The sequence below is a fragment of the Buttiauxella ferragutiae genome (assembly GCF_022637515.1).
In the GTDB taxonomy this organism is placed as follows: Bacteria; Pseudomonadota; Gammaproteobacteria; order Enterobacterales; family Enterobacteriaceae; genus Buttiauxella; species Buttiauxella ferragutiae.
Window position 1 is genome coordinate 2738479 of sequence record NZ_CP093332.1, and the last position, 16803, is coordinate 2755281.

At 48.1% G+C, this 16803-nt stretch carries 17 protein-coding genes; 11 read left to right on the top strand and 6 right to left on the bottom strand.

The features are described from left to right. Window positions 1-47: 47 nt before the first annotated feature. Window positions 48-1028: a LacI family DNA-binding transcriptional regulator gene (locus MNO13_RS12650; RefSeq protein ID WP_064546939.1), complete on the bottom strand. Its 981-nt coding sequence runs from the start codon at window positions 1026-1028 to the stop codon at window positions 48-50. A 24-nt stretch (window positions 1029-1052) separates the two neighbouring features. Next, complete coding sequence (locus MNO13_RS12655) at window positions 1053-1973, bottom strand: ROK family protein (RefSeq protein ID WP_133521474.1); 921 nt, start codon at window positions 1971-1973, stop codon at window positions 1053-1055. Between the two features lie 276 nt (window positions 1974-2249). On the opposite strand from MNO13_RS12655, the gene MNO13_RS12660 reads away from it, so the two are divergent. Genes MNO13_RS12660 through MNO13_RS12675 form a run of 4 tightly spaced genes read left to right on the top strand, consistent with a single transcriptional unit; the run spans window position 2250 to window position 7751 of the window. Continuing rightward, the gene (locus tag MNO13_RS12660; RefSeq protein WP_064546748.1) at window positions 2250-3596 is read left to right on the top strand and encodes an FAD-dependent oxidoreductase; all 1347 of its coding nucleotides are present in this window, start codon (window positions 2250-2252) and stop codon (window positions 3594-3596) included. Between the two features lie 9 nt (window positions 3597-3605). Then, complete coding sequence (locus MNO13_RS12665) at window positions 3606-4901, top strand: Na+/H+ antiporter NhaC family protein (RefSeq protein ID WP_202914368.1); 1296 nt, start codon at window positions 3606-3608, stop codon at window positions 4899-4901. Window positions 4902-4944: 43 nt separating this feature from the next. Then, window positions 4945-7095, top strand: a complete 2151-nt coding sequence (locus MNO13_RS12670; protein WP_064546751.1) for a hydantoinase/oxoprolinase family protein — start codon at window positions 4945-4947, stop codon at window positions 7093-7095. Window positions 7096-7103: 8 nt separating this feature from the next. Continuing rightward, window positions 7104-7751 (top strand): hypothetical protein, encoded by a 648-nt coding sequence (locus MNO13_RS12675; RefSeq protein WP_064546753.1) that lies wholly within the window; start codon window positions 7104-7106, stop codon window positions 7749-7751. 85 nt (window positions 7752-7836) lie between these two features. On the opposite strand, the gene MNO13_RS12680 is transcribed toward MNO13_RS12675, so the two are convergent. Next, window positions 7837-8121, bottom strand: coding sequence for a SemiSWEET transporter (locus MNO13_RS12680; RefSeq protein WP_064546755.1), 285 nt, complete (start codon window positions 8119-8121; stop codon window positions 7837-7839). A 619-nt stretch (window positions 8122-8740) separates the two neighbouring features. On the opposite strand from MNO13_RS12680, the gene MNO13_RS12685 reads away from it, so the two are divergent. Both MNO13_RS12685 and MNO13_RS12690 read left to right on the top strand, forming a co-directional pair. After that, window positions 8741-10159 (top strand): MFS transporter, encoded by a 1419-nt coding sequence (locus tag MNO13_RS12685; RefSeq protein ID WP_133521471.1) that lies wholly within the window; start codon window positions 8741-8743, stop codon window positions 10157-10159. A gap of 28 nt (window positions 10160-10187) precedes the next feature. Next, the gene (locus MNO13_RS12690) at window positions 10188-11492 is read left to right on the top strand and encodes a glycoside hydrolase family 28 protein (RefSeq protein ID WP_064546759.1); all 1305 of its coding nucleotides are present in this window, start codon (window positions 10188-10190) and stop codon (window positions 11490-11492) included. A gap of 133 nt (window positions 11493-11625) precedes the next feature. On the opposite strand, the gene arsH is transcribed toward MNO13_RS12690, so the two are convergent. Continuing rightward, window positions 11626-12330, bottom strand: coding sequence for an arsenical resistance protein ArsH (gene arsH, locus MNO13_RS12695; protein WP_064546761.1), 705 nt, complete (start codon window positions 12328-12330; stop codon window positions 11626-11628). A gap of 87 nt (window positions 12331-12417) precedes the next feature. Here arsH and MNO13_RS12700 point away from each other — a divergent pair, with 87 nt between their 5' ends. The 3 genes from MNO13_RS12700 to arsC are packed head-to-tail and all read left to right on the top strand — an operon-like array spanning window position 12418 to window position 14531. Next, on the top strand, window positions 12418-12738 hold the full coding sequence (locus MNO13_RS12700; protein WP_064546763.1) for a metalloregulator ArsR/SmtB family transcription factor: 321 nt from the start codon (window positions 12418-12420) through the stop codon (window positions 12736-12738). Between the two features lie 46 nt (window positions 12739-12784). Further along, a complete protein-coding gene (locus tag MNO13_RS12705) occupies window positions 12785-14074 on the top strand; it encodes an arsenic transporter (RefSeq protein ID WP_064546765.1) in 1290 nt (429 codons plus the stop codon). A gap of 28 nt (window positions 14075-14102) precedes the next feature. Next, entirely contained in the window at window positions 14103-14531 is a 429-nt protein-coding gene (arsC, locus tag MNO13_RS12710; protein WP_241938808.1) for a glutaredoxin-dependent arsenate reductase, read from the top strand. 41 nt (window positions 14532-14572) lie between these two features. On the opposite strand, the gene MNO13_RS12715 is transcribed toward arsC, so the two are convergent. Then, window positions 14573-15598: a permease gene (locus MNO13_RS12715; protein ID WP_241938809.1), complete on the bottom strand. Its 1026-nt coding sequence runs from the start codon at window positions 15596-15598 to the stop codon at window positions 14573-14575. A gap of 111 nt (window positions 15599-15709) precedes the next feature. Here MNO13_RS12715 and MNO13_RS12720 point away from each other — a divergent pair, with 111 nt between their 5' ends. Then, the gene (locus MNO13_RS12720; protein WP_064546771.1) at window positions 15710-16018 is read left to right on the top strand and encodes an ArsR/SmtB family transcription factor; all 309 of its coding nucleotides are present in this window, start codon (window positions 15710-15712) and stop codon (window positions 16016-16018) included. Between the two features lie 53 nt (window positions 16019-16071). On the opposite strand, the gene MNO13_RS12725 is transcribed toward MNO13_RS12720, so the two are convergent. Then, window positions 16072-16434 carry a hypothetical protein gene (locus MNO13_RS12725; protein ID WP_133521468.1) on the bottom strand — a complete coding sequence of 121 codons (363 nt, stop codon included), beginning with the start codon at window positions 16432-16434 and terminating at the stop codon, window positions 16072-16074. A 110-nt stretch (window positions 16435-16544) separates the two neighbouring features. On the opposite strand from MNO13_RS12725, the gene MNO13_RS12730 reads away from it, so the two are divergent. Continuing rightward, window positions 16545-16757 (top strand): hypothetical protein, encoded by a 213-nt coding sequence (locus MNO13_RS12730; protein WP_133521467.1) that lies wholly within the window; start codon window positions 16545-16547, stop codon window positions 16755-16757. Window positions 16758-16803: the final 46 nt, after the last annotated feature.

The following is a 16803-nucleotide window of genomic DNA, read 5'->3' on the forward strand; positions in this document are numbered from 1 at the left end:
GGTTTCCACAGCGTCTGCTCCTGGTTTCGCTACTGCCAGAGGCAGTTTTACCCCCCGGAACTACTACGTTTAATTAAACTCACCGGCAATAGCTTATTTTCTTCCTGAGTGTCTTCTAACAACAGCGCCAGCGCCTCGCGCCCTAGTTGTTGTTTGTCTACTGCGATAGTCGTCAAAGGTGGGTTCGACCAGGCCGCAGAATCGATATCATCAAAGCCTACCAGTGCGACATCCTGCGGGACCCGCAAGCCTCGTTGCGCGCAAACCTGTAGCACCACAAGTGCTGCCGCATCGTTATAAGCAAAAATGGCATCGGGAGGTTCGGGTAAATCGAGCAAATCGTTTACGGCATCCACCAGCGCTTGTTCGGTATCCAGAGAAGGTGAAGCGATCGCTTCGTATTCTGGCGGCATCAGTAAACGCGCTTCATACAATGCCTGTCGGTAGCCTTTTTCACGCTGGCGAATACTGTAATGCGACAGTGTGCTGGCGAGAAAAGCGATGCCTTTACGCCCCTGTTCAATCAAATGACGGGTCGCCAGATATCCGCCCTGTGTGTTATCCGGGTTAACACAGGGTAAACCTGGCGCCCATAAATCAACCAGCACCATCGGTAGTTTCATTTGCTGGAGTAGCCCCAGCAATTCAGGTTCGAAAAAACCCGCACAGATTAGAGCATCTGGCTGATGCAGCATCGCCTGTTCACTCACTGCATCACCAGGTCCGATGGAGAGAAAACTCAATGCAATACCCTGATCGCGGCACAGATCTTCAATTCCCAACAGCAGCTGCGAATAAAATGGCAATGCGCGGCTGATGTTGTGTTGTCGGTGCAACAAGAAAAGAACACGCTTGATTTTGTCGCTGCGCAAACGGGAAAAATCGTATCCCTGCTGCTGGGCAGCAGAAATAATGCGCAACCGTGTTTCCTCACGTAGCCCCGGCTGCCCTTTCAAGGCGCGGGATACGGCCCCGAGAGACACGCCGCAGGCCTGGGCAATGTCGCGTATCCTTACAGGTTTTGTCATTTCGCTCTCTTTCATTAATCTTCGCTATGCCATGACTTTTGGCACTGAGATTTGCGCACCCAACCATGCCGCACCTCGAACACCACTGCTGTCGCCGTGTTGAGCCCGCACTATTGGGGTATTGCACTGTTTACCGAACACATACTCTGCCACTCGCTGTTGAAGGTCGGGATACAAATACTCGATATTTGAAACCCCACCACCTAAAACAATGACATCCGGATCAAGCGTATTCACCACTCCCGCCAGCGAGCGCGCCAGTTGATTACAATACTGATCCCATAGCGCCCGCACACCAGCGTCCGCAGATTCTAATCGTTTAACGATAGCCGGAACACTCTCATGATGAGTGAATCGTTGGGTGTACTGTCTTTCCAGACCACTACCGGAAATAAAACTCTCAATGCAGTTCAGTTGGCCACAATAACATTTTATCGCTTCGCCATCCTGTCGGGGATCGTAGCGAGGCAAAGCGTTATGGCCCCATTCACCAGCGCAGGCATTTGGCCCAGAAATAAGATGGTTATCAATACACAACCCGCCACCGCAACCGGTGCCGAGTATTACGCCGAACACCACGCGATAACCTTTTCCACTGCCGTCCATCGCCTCGGAAAGCGTAAAACAGTTGGCATCATTAGTGACTGCCACCGGCATCGCCAGATGCTGCTCGAGATCCCGTGCAAAAGGTTGCTGGTTCAGCACCAGAATATTAGAGTTTTTGATCAAACCCTCGCCGTCTACGGCGCCCGGAATACCAAGACCAATCGACAAAGGGCTTTGAACTGCGGCACTGGCCGTTTCAATCACCTTAACGACGTTTAAGAAAAAGTCCTGATAACTCTCTTTTGCGGTGGCGCAGCGTTCGCGATACATCACCTCACCCTGCGTGTTCAATACCACGGCTTCAATTTTCGTCCCACCAATATCCAGTCCCAGCCTCATCGTTCTTAACCTCATTTCCACTCTGGTTATCCTGAATGCAGCCTACTTAATTTGTTTACTATACACAATGTCACATCTCACAAATCAGACAGAAGCCCGTTAAAAATGGGCTGGTAACAGCATTTAAAAGAATAATGATTTCGCGATCACAAAATCCATTGCCTGTTTATTAAAAATATCGACACCCTTCACAATAGGTCGATGCGAGAGTATACAAGTTGCGCGTAAAGGACCAGGATTGCCGTCAGTACATCTTGTTTACTAAAAGGATAAAGAATGGAACATTTTGATGTCGTCATCGTAGGCGGTGGCTTCTCAGGAAGCATTGCGGCGATTGCCGCCGCCAGAGCCGGGGCAAAAACACTCATCGTTGAGGCGACGGCTTGTCTTGGTGGTTCTCTGACCACCAACGGTGTTAATCCGATGATGACTTTTCACGCAGGTGAGAAGCAGGTTATTCGCGGTATTACCGATGAGCTGATAGAGCGTTTAAAAGCTCAGGACAAATCCCCCGGTCATGTCCGTGACCCTGGGCATTTCACCACCACTTATACCCCGTTCGATGCTGAAGCGATGAAACATGAACTGGAACTCATGTTGCTGGAGGCTGGTGGTACCGTGCTTTATCACGCCTTGCTTGCCGATGTCACACGCGAGGGAAATCATCTCGATAGCATCACCGTATGTACTAAATCCGGCTTGATGAAAATTGCTGCCGCTATCTTCATTGATGCCAGCGGCGATGCCATGCTGGCGGTAAAAACCGGTGTGCCGGTGGTGAAAGGCCGCGAGTCTGACGGCAAATCACAGCCGATGACCATGACCATGAAGATGATCAACGTCGATCGCGAAAAGCTGCGCACCTATATGCTGGAGAACATATCTTCTCTTAACAATGACTATCAAGCCGAAGATATACGCACCGCCACTCACCTTGCCTGCCATGGTTTTGTGAAAGAGTTTGCAGCGGCGAAAGCTGCCGGTGAAATCACCATTCCGCGTGAAGATGTACTGATTTTTGAAACCAACAATCCCGGTGAATTTGTCTTCAACACCAGCCGTATTCTCGGCCATGACGCCACCGACCCGTGGAGTCTGAGCCAGGCTGAAGTGGTTGGCCGCCAGCAATGTCGGGAGCTGGAAAAATTCATGAAACGCGTCGTTCCAGGATTCGAACAGGCTATTGTTGTGCAAACCGGCCCGTCCGTTGGCGTGCGCAGTTCCTGCCAAATCAAAGGCTGCTATCACCTCACCGCCCAGGATCTGCTCGACGAAACACAATTCGAAGACACCATCGCCATCTCTGGCTATCCGATTGATATTCATAGCCCTGATGGTGAAGGAACCGAACATGGCAAGTTACGCCACGGCGGTATGTACGGCATTCCATGGCGCAGCTTGATAGCCCAGGAAGCCGACAATCTCATTGTCGTCGGGCGCTGTATCTCTGCCACCTTTGAAGCGCAGGCCGCAATCCGCACCACTCCAACCGTAGGCGCAATTGGCCAGGCAGGGGGAATTGCAGCAGCACTGGCAGCACAACAAGGGTTAAGCGTACATCAGGTATCTGCAAAACAGTTACAGGATGCCATTCGTCAGCAACAGGGTTATCTCGACTTCTGAGGACAACACATGGACATGTTACACATTTTAAGGATCGGCGCGATCCTTGCCATTTTTGTGGTTTTCTCCGGGTTGATGATGACCCGCAAAATGCCGGCGATTTTGGCATTACCGCTGATGGGGATCCTGATGCCGCTGGTTGCAGGCGTCCCGTTGTTTAGTGAAGATAAAACCACGTTTAGCATCGCGAATAACGTGCTGACCCAGGGTTCTTTGCGTCTGGGCGCGACCATTATCGCTTTGATATTTGGCGCATGGTTTGGCGAAGTCCTGAAAAAAGTCGGCGTGACTGAGGCATTAGTTCGCAAAGCCGCAGAACTTTCCGGTGATAAACCACTGACGATGGCCATTGTCTTTTTCATTATTGGCACGGTGATTTTCTCTTCCAGCGATGGATTAGGAATGGTTATCCTGGTCGGCAGTATTGTGATCCCGATTCTGCTCACTGCCGGGCTTTCACCGCTCACCAGCTGTATTGTCCTGTTAGCCTGCCATGCTTTAGGTAGCCTGTTCTCTGTCAGTGGTTGGGCCCTGATGCACGATCTATATGGCATTTCGATTGCCGATATGGCCCGCTACGCAACTATGTTTGCCATTCCAGCAGCCATTATCTATATCGCGATGGTGGTATGGATGGTGAAACGCGATGTGATCGTCCGCAAAGCGTGGTCCATGCCAGTTGCCGAAAAACTCAGTAAGCGCAAACAAGTGAATGCCCTGGCGTTGCTCTCCCCGCTGGTGCCGGTGGTGATTATCTTTGCATTCAAAATTGAAGTGGTCCCGGCCATCGTTCTGAGTCTGGTGATATGTCTGCTGCTTGCCATGCCAAAACGCCCGACGCATGTGCTTGTCAGCAGCCTGGTCGAAGGTATTCAGAACGTGGCGGGTGCCATTGGTCTGATGGTTGGCATCGGTATTCTACTGAACGCGGTCACCGCGCCTCAGGTCAGCATGGTCTTAAAACCATTGATTGAAACGATTATTCCAACCTCACCACTGACTTACATTCTGTTCTTCTCGATCCTCAGCCCGCTGGCGTTGTACCGAGGCCCGCTCAATAGCTACGGTCTGGGCAGCGGTTTAGGCGTGTTGATGCTTGGCGGTGGCCTTTCACCTCTGGCAACCATGCTGGCGTTACGCTCGGCGACCCTGCTGCAAGGGCTTTCCGATCCGACAAACACCCATAACGTCTGGTCATCTGATTTCGCGAAGGTCGACGTAAACGAAATAATGCGTAAGACCTTGCCGTGGGCCATGGCTGCCGTGCTGGTCTCCATGTTGATGGCGGGTTATATCGCCTTTTAATACCCTGCTCCGGCCCTGGCCGGAGTGATTTTAAGGAATGGTTATGACGGACAAAAAATATCGCATTGGTATTGATGTGGGTGGCACGTTTACCGACGCTGCAGTTATCGATAACGACAACTTTACCTTGATCGCGAAAAAGAAAATCCCCACGACACACCACCATCCTAATGGGGTCGCGCACGGCATTATTACCATTATTCATGAGGTGCTGGCAGAGAACGGGATTTCGCCACAGGAAGTCAGTTTTATCGCCCACGGTACCACTCAGGCTACCAACGCCCTGTTGGAAGGCGACGTCGCGAAAGTGGGCATTGTCGCCATGGGGAGCGGGCTTGAAGGAAAAAGTGCCAAAAAAGAAGCCAACATCCTCGATATCCCACTGGCCGACGGTAAGTTTCTGCACACTTTTAATACCTATATCGACACCCGTCAGCTCAGCGATGACAACATCCGTGCAGCGATTGAAACGCTGCGTGAGCAAGGCGCGGAAGTTATTGTTGCCTCAGAAGCCTACAGTGTTGATGACCCGACCAACGAATTACGGGTGATGGCCGTGGCGGCGGAAATGGGTCTTTGTGCCACGGGTGGCCACGAAATTACCCAGCTGTACGGTCTGAAAACCCGTACCCGCACTGCCGTCGTCAATGCCAGCCTGATCCCACGGATGCTGGAAACCGCCAACATGACCGAACAGGCAATTATCGAGGCTGGCATTACCTCGCAACTGATGATCATGCGCTGTGACGGTGGTGTGATGAGTATTGACGAAGTGCGAAAACGCCCCATCCTCACCATGTTGTCTGGCCTGGCTGCCGGGGTTGCCGGAGCGCTGATGTACGAAAAAGTCTCTGACGGCATATTCTTTGAAGTCGGTGGAACCAGCGTCGATATCTCGGTTATTAAAAACGGCAAAGTGATGATCCAAAATGCCCAGGTCGGCGGTCATCGCACCTACTTGCGTTCACTCGACGTGCGTACTCTGGCGGTTGCGGGCGGCAGTATGATGATGGTCGAAAACGGCAAAATCACCATGACTGGCCCACGCAGCGCACACATCGCCGGCTGTGAATATGAATGCTTTATTGCTGAATCCGCATTTGGTGAAAATCCGCAGCTCACCTTTATTAGCCCGCGCCCAGGCGACCCGCAAACTTATGCCGTAGTGAACGGTGCCGAAGGCAAACGTTACGCATTGACAGTGGCTGGTGCGGCAAACTTGCTCGGCTATGTTCCGGCAGATGACTACGCAGCGGGGAATATTAATAGCGCCCGCATCGCCTGGCAGTTGCTGGGTGACCATCTCGGTGTTTCGGCAGAAGACGCTGCGCGTCAGGCACTGGATATCGCCATCGATAAAGTGATGGTGGTGGTCAACGAAATGATCAACGAATACAAGCTGGAGCGGCACTTCATTACGCTGGTGGGCGGCGGTGGCAGCGGTTGTGTGCTGGTGCCAGCCATGGCTGAAAAAGCAGCCATGAAGCATAAAAATGCCAACAACGCGCCTTACATTTCTACCATTGGTGTGGGCATGGCGATGGTGCGGGAAATGATCGAAAAAAGCGTCGTGAACCCCGGAGAAGCCGAGATAAAACAGATTCGCGCCGAAATAATGGAGCGCATTGTTAAATCCGGAGCCAATGAAGCCACTGTTGATATCAACATCGAGATAGACAAACAAAAAAACGTGCTGCGAGCGATTGCCACTGGGGCGACCGAACTGCGTCAGAAAGAGAGCCTCAACGAAACGCTACCCCTTGAGCAGTTGCAACAAATTGCAGCTGAGTCGATCAATCTGCCTGTCGAAACCACCAAACCGGCCTGTCAGACCGGGCGCTGGCATCTTTTTGAAAACATCAGTGAACATAAGCGTTTCTTTGGCCTGATGAAAAAGAAAAAAATCTGCCTGAGTATGATTGACCGTGAAGGCGTCGTCCGGCTGAAAAAAGAGAATGCGAACTGGTTACTGTGCACGCGCCAGGAAGTGACATCAAGCTTTGCAGAATTCCTTGATGATAATACCCGCTACTCCGAAGCAAATGCCACCATCCCCAAAACCTTCCTGTTCTGGAAGGAGAAAATGCTTGATCTCACTGGCATGCAAACGAAAGAACAGATGCTGTCGATTATCGAGATGGAGTTGGATGTGCTGGAACAAGAGCAGCCAGTTATCGCCGTGGCCTGGCAATAGGAGCAATCATGACCCCTGTTGAACTCAATCGAGTGCTTGCATGGCTGGACCTTCGTAATGATGCGGTATTTAACAAAATACCGCCCGCGAAATACCGCTATTATCTGGACAACGCGCTGGCTGCCGGGGAACAAGCGGCCAGCGAGTTTCACGGAAAAAACATCCGTGATCTGTATGCAGAAAATGGCATCGACATTCAGCTTAAACAGGGGGATGGCCTGTTTTTCACCGTCCAGTTCCGCGCCCAGTTTGAATACAGTGAAGTGAAGTCCATTCGGCGGGTAACGTTGTATCAACCCTCGCTGGAAAGTTTACAACGCAGCTGCGAACAATCTGGGTTGCAACTACCACTCAGTAAAATCATCGATATCCATCTGGCGCACGAGTTTTTCCATTTTCTGGAACACCACCGGCATCAACCTGTTGGGGCAACGCTTGAGAAAGTCTGTCATGTCTCCCTCGGTCCGTTCCGCAGTTATTCGACGGTGTGCGCCACTTCAGAAATTGCTGCGCATCGCTTCTGCCAGGTGCTAAACGGCCTTGAACATTACCCAACCTACTACGATTTTCTTTGGCTGGTGCACAGCGGAAAACAAACTGAGCGGGAGAAAGACGAACTGTTTGCCCATTCGTGGCAGGAACTAAGCCAGATGTGAAAAACATGCTAATTGGGGGAATATTAGGGGAGATTAGAGCGCAGGGAGAACGGTTCTCCCTGCCCTTTATTGCGGAATGCAGGGGTTAACTATTTAATGCCTTCTTTCCTGTAACAATATCATTTCTGATTTTCATGACAAGAATTGAACCCGCAAGGATAAAAGTAATGAAGTTTGGAATGATGACTGGCAATGCATTAGACATAATGCCGTACATTAGCCATAGAGAAATACCAAACACAAAAATAGAGTACATTGTTAAAGATATATCTTTTGTCGACTTACTTTTCAGAACCAAAACTACCTGAGGGATAAATGAAACAGTGGTACATGCACCACCGATAAACCCCACCATATCAATCGTATTCATGTAGTAAATTCTCGTAAAACTAGAGCTTAACGCCAATCAAAGTGTTGATTCGGCATGCTCCTTGAAAGATAGCATTGAGTCTTAACACAGTTATTGGACCAATTATTTTACCTGGTAAACATCTCTCCAGACACCATCTTTTAAAATACCCGCCCTCTCACAAAACCCTTACCATTCCGTGATTATTTCGAGTTCATGGTAAGTCATAACATACTGATTAATCAATTCATTTCCATTATTAACAATGACAATTCAGCTTAATAATTACTGATTCTCGCGAATTAAAAAATTGCCATTATCCAAAAATAATAAATAACCCACTGTTAAAAAACAATAAACAATTCATTTAAAAATAAATTATTTGGTAAACCACTTTCACGCCCCTAAAAAGTTTAAAAATAAACTTTTAAAAAACAAACAATAACAATGTGAATAAAATCACAATTATCAGAGTAATTATCTTGGGTTTTTTATTTATGTGACCGCCAACAACAAACAATCATGTCATACCAATTATTCTCAGCATTACTTACCTGTATGACACAAATAGGAAGTGGTATACAAAATCGCAATAGATTCTTAATATTTTTATTACATGAGAATTAAGAGGGTTAGCTCTATGAGTACCAAAGTTTTAAATGATGAAAAAATAAGAATAGCTGCAATGAAGCCCTTTGGTATGAGGGATAAAATTGGTTACATGTGTGGTGACTTAGGCACCTGCTTTATTTTAGGGCTAGTTAATAGCTTCTTAATGATTTATTACACAAACGTCCTTGGTGTTTCAGGGATCATTGTTGGTTCATTATATTTCGGCACAAAATTGTTTGACGCATTTGTTGATGTGACCGTCGGTCGCATGTGTGACACGTCAAAATTGACAGCAACAGGTCGTTTTAACCCCTGGATTCGCAGAATGAAGTATCCATTCTGTGCCATTGCAATCGTATTATTCCTGCCGTTTGCGCAAGAGTTATCCTATACAGGTAAAATCATTTATATCTGCGTTTCGTATTTTTTATACGGCGCCCTGTTATCGACCATCAACATTCCTTATGGCGCAATGTCTGCGGCTATCAGCTCCAGCCCGGATGATCGCGTGTCCCTTTCTACCTACAGAAGCGTGGGTTCGGCAATCGGTGGCGGCGCAACAGGGTTCTTTATCCCAATCCTGATGTACAAAACGATGGTTGACGGCAGCCAGGTGATTTCTGGACAGCATTTCTTCTGGATCGCCATTGGCTGTGCATGCCTGGCATTCATCTTCCTGACACTGACATGCAAATTAACCACAGAGCGTGTGCGTGTAGAAGCGAAAGAGAGTATGGCCCTTTCACAGCTGCTGAAAGGTCTGCTGAAAAATAAAGCGCTGATCGTTCTGGTGGTGGTTGACCTGCTTATTGTGATCAACCAGGGGTTATCCGGAACCAACATGACTTATCTGTTTAACGATTACTTCCATGATAAACAGGCCATGTCCATCGCCCTCTTGTTCACCTTTGGTTCTCTGGTTTTACTGGCACCTTCTGCATCATTCTTGACCCGCCGTTTTGGCAAGAAAGAAGCCAGCGTTTGTGCACTGATGTTCTCCGTTGCCATGTATTTGATTATGTATTTTTGCCACATAACAGATCCTAAGATCTATTTGGTCTTCCTGTTCCTGGCAACCCTGGGCGCTGGCCTGTTCAACTTGATGATCTGGGCATTTATGACTGATGTCTGTGACTATCATCAGTATGTGACTGGAACGCGTGAAGACGGTACCGTTTACGGAGTGAACTTCTTCGCCAGAAAGATCGGACAAGCTTGTGCGGGTGGGATTGCCGGCTTCATGTTGGCATTAATTAATTACCAGTCTTCTTCGACCGGTGGAACAGTACAAAGCCTCGAAGTACAAGAAAGCATTTATACCATGGCTAACCTTCTGCCTGCATTCTGCTTATTTGCCTCAGCTGTCATATTGATTTATTTCTATCCATTGAATAAGAAAACAACACTGGATATGGAAAAAACTTTGAACAAGATCAACGGCATTTAATCGTAAAAACCATAAAGAGATTTTTAGCATGACAACACAACTTGATATTAAAGACTTTGGTGCAACGGGTAACGGGGTTGAAAAAGATACCCATGCTATTCAACAAGCAATCGACCTGGGTGCAGCACAAGGCAAAGCAGTATTTATTTCAAAAGGGGTTTATCTGGTTGGTGCACTCTTTTTAAAAGAAGGCAGCAAATTAAAATTTGAGGATGGTGCCACTCTGCTGGGCTCTAAAGATCTGGCAGATTATCCAGAAATCGAAACCCGAGTGGCCGGTGTTGAAATGCCGTGGCCAGCAGCAATTTTAAATGCAATCTCAGCCAATAATGTTGAAATTTCAGGCAATGGTTTAATTGATGGGCAAGGCCAACACTGGTGGGATATTTATTGCGGTGCTGATAAAAACAGCGGTTTACGCGTCGACTATGACAAGAAAGGTCTGCGTTGGATTGCCGATTATCTGGTGAAGCGCCCTCGCTCCTGCCTGATTTACGAGGCTGAAAACATCAAGATTTCTGATATCACATTTGAGAGAGCTGGTTTTTGGAACTTGCAAATCACCTATGCGAATAACGTATTGGTTCGTAATGTAAAAATTGGTGATAACCATGGGCCAAGCACTGACGGAATTGACATTGATTCATCGACTAATGTTCGTGTCACAGAGTGCGTAGCCTCGTGTGGTGATGATTGCATCGTGATTAAATCCGGACGCGATGGTGATGGTTACCGTGTCGGTAAAATTTCTGAAAACATTGAAATCGATAATTGTAAGATTAAGTCAGGCTACGGTATCACGCTGGGTAGTGAAGTCAGTGGCGGTCTTCGCGGCATTCATATTCATGACATCGAATTTGAAGACTCTGATTGCGGATTCCGAATGAAATCATCCAAAGAACGCGGTGGTTTCATTGAAGATGTGGTGGTGGAAAATCTACATATGAAGAACGTTCAGTTCCCATTCTCATGGATAATGGACTGGCATAACTCATATAACAGAAAACTGTTTGAAAATATCGACCAGTTACCTGAAATGTGGCAGGCAGTGGCGTTGCAAATCCCTGAAAACATGCAAATGACCAAGGTGAGAAATATCAGCATCTCTAATGTTAAAGCCACATTAGATCCAGATTACAAATTACCTGCAAGGGCATTTGATCTCGTCGCGTTCCCGGAAAAACCGATGGAGAATATTCGCTTCAGTCAGTGCAGCATCGAAGCAAAAGAATTCGGCCGCATCGTTGCCGTGAATGGCCTGCAATTTAATGATGTCACTGTCTCGATCGCCGGTGAAAACGATTATTCAAATGATACATTTGATAATCGCTAATCGTACTTATATTCAACATAGATTAAAAAGTGGTTACTAATACTACGGTTTAATTTTGAATTTCAGTACTGTCACCCTTTTGGTATTTTTTCCAGGAGGGTGACAACTGCTTTAACGTAGGAAGTTTGGCCTGTCAGATTTTCGTCTGGTTAACCCTCTTCGACAGTTCCTGATGGCTCTCTTTTCTTTCGCTGTAACGGTCAGAAAGATATCCGGTGTGCCCTTTTAGGATGAGAGTGATTTTGAACAGCTCTTCAGTGACATCTACAATCCGGTCATACCAGGCAGACGGTTTCATTCGCCCTTCATCATCAAATTCTTGCCATGCCTTCGGTACTGATGACTGATTTGGAATAGTGAACATCCGCATCCAGCGACCAAGCACGCGCATCTGGTTTACAGTATTAAATGACTGCGACCCACCGCAAACCTGCATCACGGCCAGTGTTTTACCCTGAGATGGCCGCACTGCTCCTTCACTCAACGGTATCCAGTCTATCTGCGCCTTCATAACAGAACTCATGGCGCCGTGTCTTTCCGGGGAACTCCAGACCATGCCATCACACCACCTGACCAGTTCTCGTAATTCCAGCACTTTAGGATGAGTATCCGGTGCGTCATCAGGCAATGGTAATCCTGAAGGGTTAAAAATTTTTACTTCAGCCCCCATTTCACTCAGCAAGCGCCCTGCCTCTTCGGCGGCAAAGCGGCTGTAAGAACGCGCCCGCACCGAACCATAAAGAATCAAAATGCGTGGAGCTTCCTGGTTATCGCTCTGAAGTTTGCTGGCAATTGCTTCATCAAAAGAGCCTCGGTCAATTGCGGGTAAGTGAGTCATGAAAAATTCTCCGTTTTTAAAGCTGTACTTTAAAACCAATCATATATGAATTAACATATGTATTGTCAATTCATATTGAGGTTAAAAATGCTACAGCCTGTTCAGCTTTTTAAACTGCTTGCCGATGAAACTCGTTCAACTATCGTGATGCTGCTAAGGGAGTATGGCGAGTTATGTGTCTGCGATATTTGTGCAGCCACGGCTGAATCCCAACCCAAAATATCCCGTCATATGGCTTTGTTACGTGAGGCGGAACTGGTAACCGACCGCCGTGAAGGAAAATGGGTTCACTATCGTTTGTCGCCACATATACCTGCCTGGGCTGCCGCGATTATTGACTCCGCCTGGAACTGCGAACGCGAGAACATACGCAATAAACTCAAGAATACTTTGACTGCCTCATGTTGAGGAACAGAAGATACATACGCCTAATCAAATATGAATGGAGTTCATAATGTTATTGGCCGGTGCAATTTTTTTACTCACTCTCGTTTTGGTTATCTGGCAACCTCGTGGGTTGGGTATTGGCTGGAGTGCCTCGCTTGGAGCAGGTCTTGCGCTTCTGACAGGTGTTGTTCAACTGAGTGATATTCCGGTGGTCTGGCAGATTGTCTGGAATGCGACCGCTACCTTTATCGCGGTTATCATTATCAGCCTTCTGCTAGATGAGTCAGGTTTCTTTGAATGGGCTGCTCTGCATGTGGCTCGTTGGGGCAATGGCCGTGGTCGGTTGCTGTTTACCTGGATTGTCCTGTTAGGCGCAATGGTGGCGGCACTGTTCGCCAACGATGGTGCTGCACTGATCCTGACGCCTATCGTGATTGCGATGCTGCTGGCGCTGGGTTTCAGCCCAGGGGCAACGCTAGCTTTTGTGATGGCCGCAGGATTTATCGCCGATACGGCCAGCCTGCCTCTTATTGTTTCGAATCTGGTAAATATTGTCTCGGCTGATTTCTTTAACCTCGGATTCGCAGAATATGCCGCGGTGATGGTGCCGGTTAACCTGGCGGCCATTGCAACCACGCTGGTGATGCTGCACTTGTTTTTCCGCAAAGATATCCCCGCCGTATACGACATTTCACTGTTAAAAGAGCCGAAAGCGGCAATCCGCGATATCAACACCTTTAAAACCGGCTGGCTGGTTCTGGTGCTGCTGTTGGTGGGGTTCTTTGCTCTGGAGCCACTCGGGGTACCGGTCAGCCTGGTCGCTGCCGTTGGCGCGCTAATTTTGTTTATGGTGGCGAAAAAAGGCCATGCCATTAATACCGGCAAGGTACTACGTGGCGCACCGTGGCAAATTGTTGTCTTCTCGCTGGGGATGTATCTGGTGGTTTATGGTCTGCGCAATGCGGGTCTGACCCACTACCTTTCTTCCCTGCTCAACCAACTGGCAGAACATGGCTTGTGGGCGGCGACATTGGGCACCGGGTTCCTGACGGCATTCCTGTCGTCGGTGATGAACAATATGCCGACTGTTCTGATCGGCGCGCTGTCGATAGATGGCAGCACTGCCACCGGTGTCATCAAAGAAGCGATGATTTATGCCAACGTAATAGGCAGCGATCTTGGCCCTAAAATTACCCCAATCGGCAGTCTGGCAACGTTGCTGTGGCTGCATGTATTGGCACAGAAAAATATGACGATTACCTGGGGATATTACTTCCGGGTGGGCATTGTCATGACTATCCCTGTGTTATTCGTCACGCTGGCGGCATTAGCCCTGCGGTTGTCGGTAGCACTGTAATTTTTTGTTTTAACAAGAGATCATCACCATGAGCAATGTGACTATTTATCATAATCCCGGTTGTGGAACGTCCCGTAACACGCTGGAGTTAATTCGTAACAGCGGCACTGAACCGACGGTTATTTTGTATCTGGAAACGCCTCCCACGCGTGCGGAATTGGTAAAAATGATCGCCGATATGGGGATTTCGGCGCGGGCGTTGTTGCGTAAGAATGTCGAACCGTATGAGCAATTAGGGCTGGCGGAAGATTCCTTCAGTGACGAGCAGTTAATTGATTCTATGTTGCAGCACCCTATTTTGATTAACCGACCGATTGTGGTTACCCCTCTGGGCACACGGTTATGCAGACCTTCCGAAGTGGTATTAGATATTTTGCCTGATGCGCAACGCGGCGCGTTCACTAAGGAAGATGGTGAACAAGTTATTGATGCAGAAGGTAAACAGATCAAGAACTAAATAAGATCAAGGGAGCACAGGCTGCTCCCTTGGTTTTTCCGCTAGAAGAGCAACTGCGTCAGATACCCCATCATCACGGCCATGCCTAAAATCACTGTCAGGAAGGCAATAATCATCGGCATTCTGAACATAGATTTAAGCAGAATCACCTCTGTTAAGCTGGCTCCCGCACTGCCGATAATTAGCGCCATGACTGCGCCAGTTCCCATCCCTTTAGTCATTAAAACAGACGCCAGCGGGATCACGGCTTCCGCTCTGATATAAAGCGGAATACCGATAATCGCACTCAATGGGACGGCAAAAGCGTTATTGCTCCCGGCATGGTTGGCAATCCACTCGGTGGGAACAAAACCATAAATAAAAGCGCCAATCAGCACCCCTGCCAGCAGATACGGAAAGACTTCCTTAAACTGTTTCCACGCCTCCTGCCATGCCTGCTTCATCGCTCCTGGTGTTGATGCTGTTGATACCTCACTACGCGTGCTGACACAGCATGAACTACCCGTTTTAATAGATTGAATATTTATCCGAACCGGTGTCGTGTTGCTGTTACAACATGAGGCTACCTGAAGTTTTGTATTGGGTGCAGAGCAGCCTACGGGAGAAGATATTCCTTTGCGCTTCTCGTTAATGACATACCGTTCAAAACCGAACTGACTCAGAATGAGACTGGACAGCACTGATACGACAGTGGCGATAACAATATAGAGCAGAGTGATTTTCAGCCCGAAAGTCGCCCACATCAAGCCAACAATAATCGGGTTGAGCAGCGGCGAGACAAACAGGAAGGTCAGCGTCGGGCCAAAGCCAGCTCTGGCTGACAGCAACCCACGTAACATGGGAATCGTCGAACAGCTACAAAATGGGGTGATCGCCCCGAGCAAAGCCGCAATGACATAGCCTCTGCCCTTGCGTGCCCCCAGCATTGCCTGAATTTTGCTATCTGGAATCTTCTGCCGTAGTAAATTGACGCCCAGGCTAATCACCAGAAACAACAGCGACAACTCGGCGGCCAAAAAAAGGAACATCTTTGACGCATCGGACAGCATTGTTAATCCATTACTCATCTTCATCTCCTCACAAATTTAAAAACTATATTTCTAGTATATTCGAAGTGATTTGTGGGGCAAAAGATATTTCTGGTATTATCGAAATATCAGTTATCGGGAGGTGAGATTATGCAACTGGAAATGGTCGCTAAAGCATTGAAAGAGTTGGGGCACCCTACACGTCTGTTTATTTTCAAACATCTGGTCAAAGCTGGCAGTCAGGGATTACCCGTAGGTGAACTACAGAAACAGTTAGAGATACCGGGGTCGACGCTTAGCCATCATATTTCAGCGCTGGTATCTGTGGGTCTGCTGCAACAAAATCGGGAAAGTCGGACACTGATGTGCGTCGCACAGTACGATGTTCTTGCAAGCATTATTGAGTACTTACAAGATGAGTGCTGCATCAATGGGTCAGAAACTATTCCGGAAAAATAACGCTGTAGCGGCAGAATCCAGGGCAGCCTAATTTTGCTCCGGATACACATATTTTACCAGGCTTCTGGCTCCCTTAACATATGCACAATATTGCATGGATTCATTATCCACCCCCCTTTAAAACCCTCGGGTAAGAGTTCGACACTGTCACAACGAACTACCCCATGTTCTTGTATATGCTGCTGCGCCAGGTTGAAATCAGGAGTAAACAGTTCGAGCCACACCTCGGCCTGGCTCAAACCTGGCGCTTCATCGATCCACAATCGATTTGGGCCAAGTACGAAGCCGGTGGCCGGTAATTTGTCTGTGATTTCAGGGAGTCCAAGAGTATGACGATAAAAATCAAGCGTCTGTTGATACTGATGTGAGGGGACTTTGATGGCAATATCAATCCCCCCCTTAATTTCTGCGTTCATAAACATGACCTCATTCAGAATCGGTGTGAATCAGCTAAGCCTGGTACAAACCTCGGATCTATCAACCTGCTGAATATGATTTCCTCGTTTTACAAAGGGAATCAATAATATTGAATGTTACCCAGTGGCATTTTTCAGCACCAAACGATGGCGTGACTATCCGTACGCTGACGCCGCAGGAAGTGGCAAGCTGGAAAGTGATCACGCAGTATCAACAGGTACAAGAAAACTGGGTGAAAGCACAGGAAGCAAAAGGTGTTAAAGATGCGGCGCAGACGCTCAAGCAAGTGACCGCCATTATGAACGAGAGCATGAAAAAATAGTGTTTCCCGGTCGTCATGACGACCGGTTGTTAGTCACCTTTCCGGT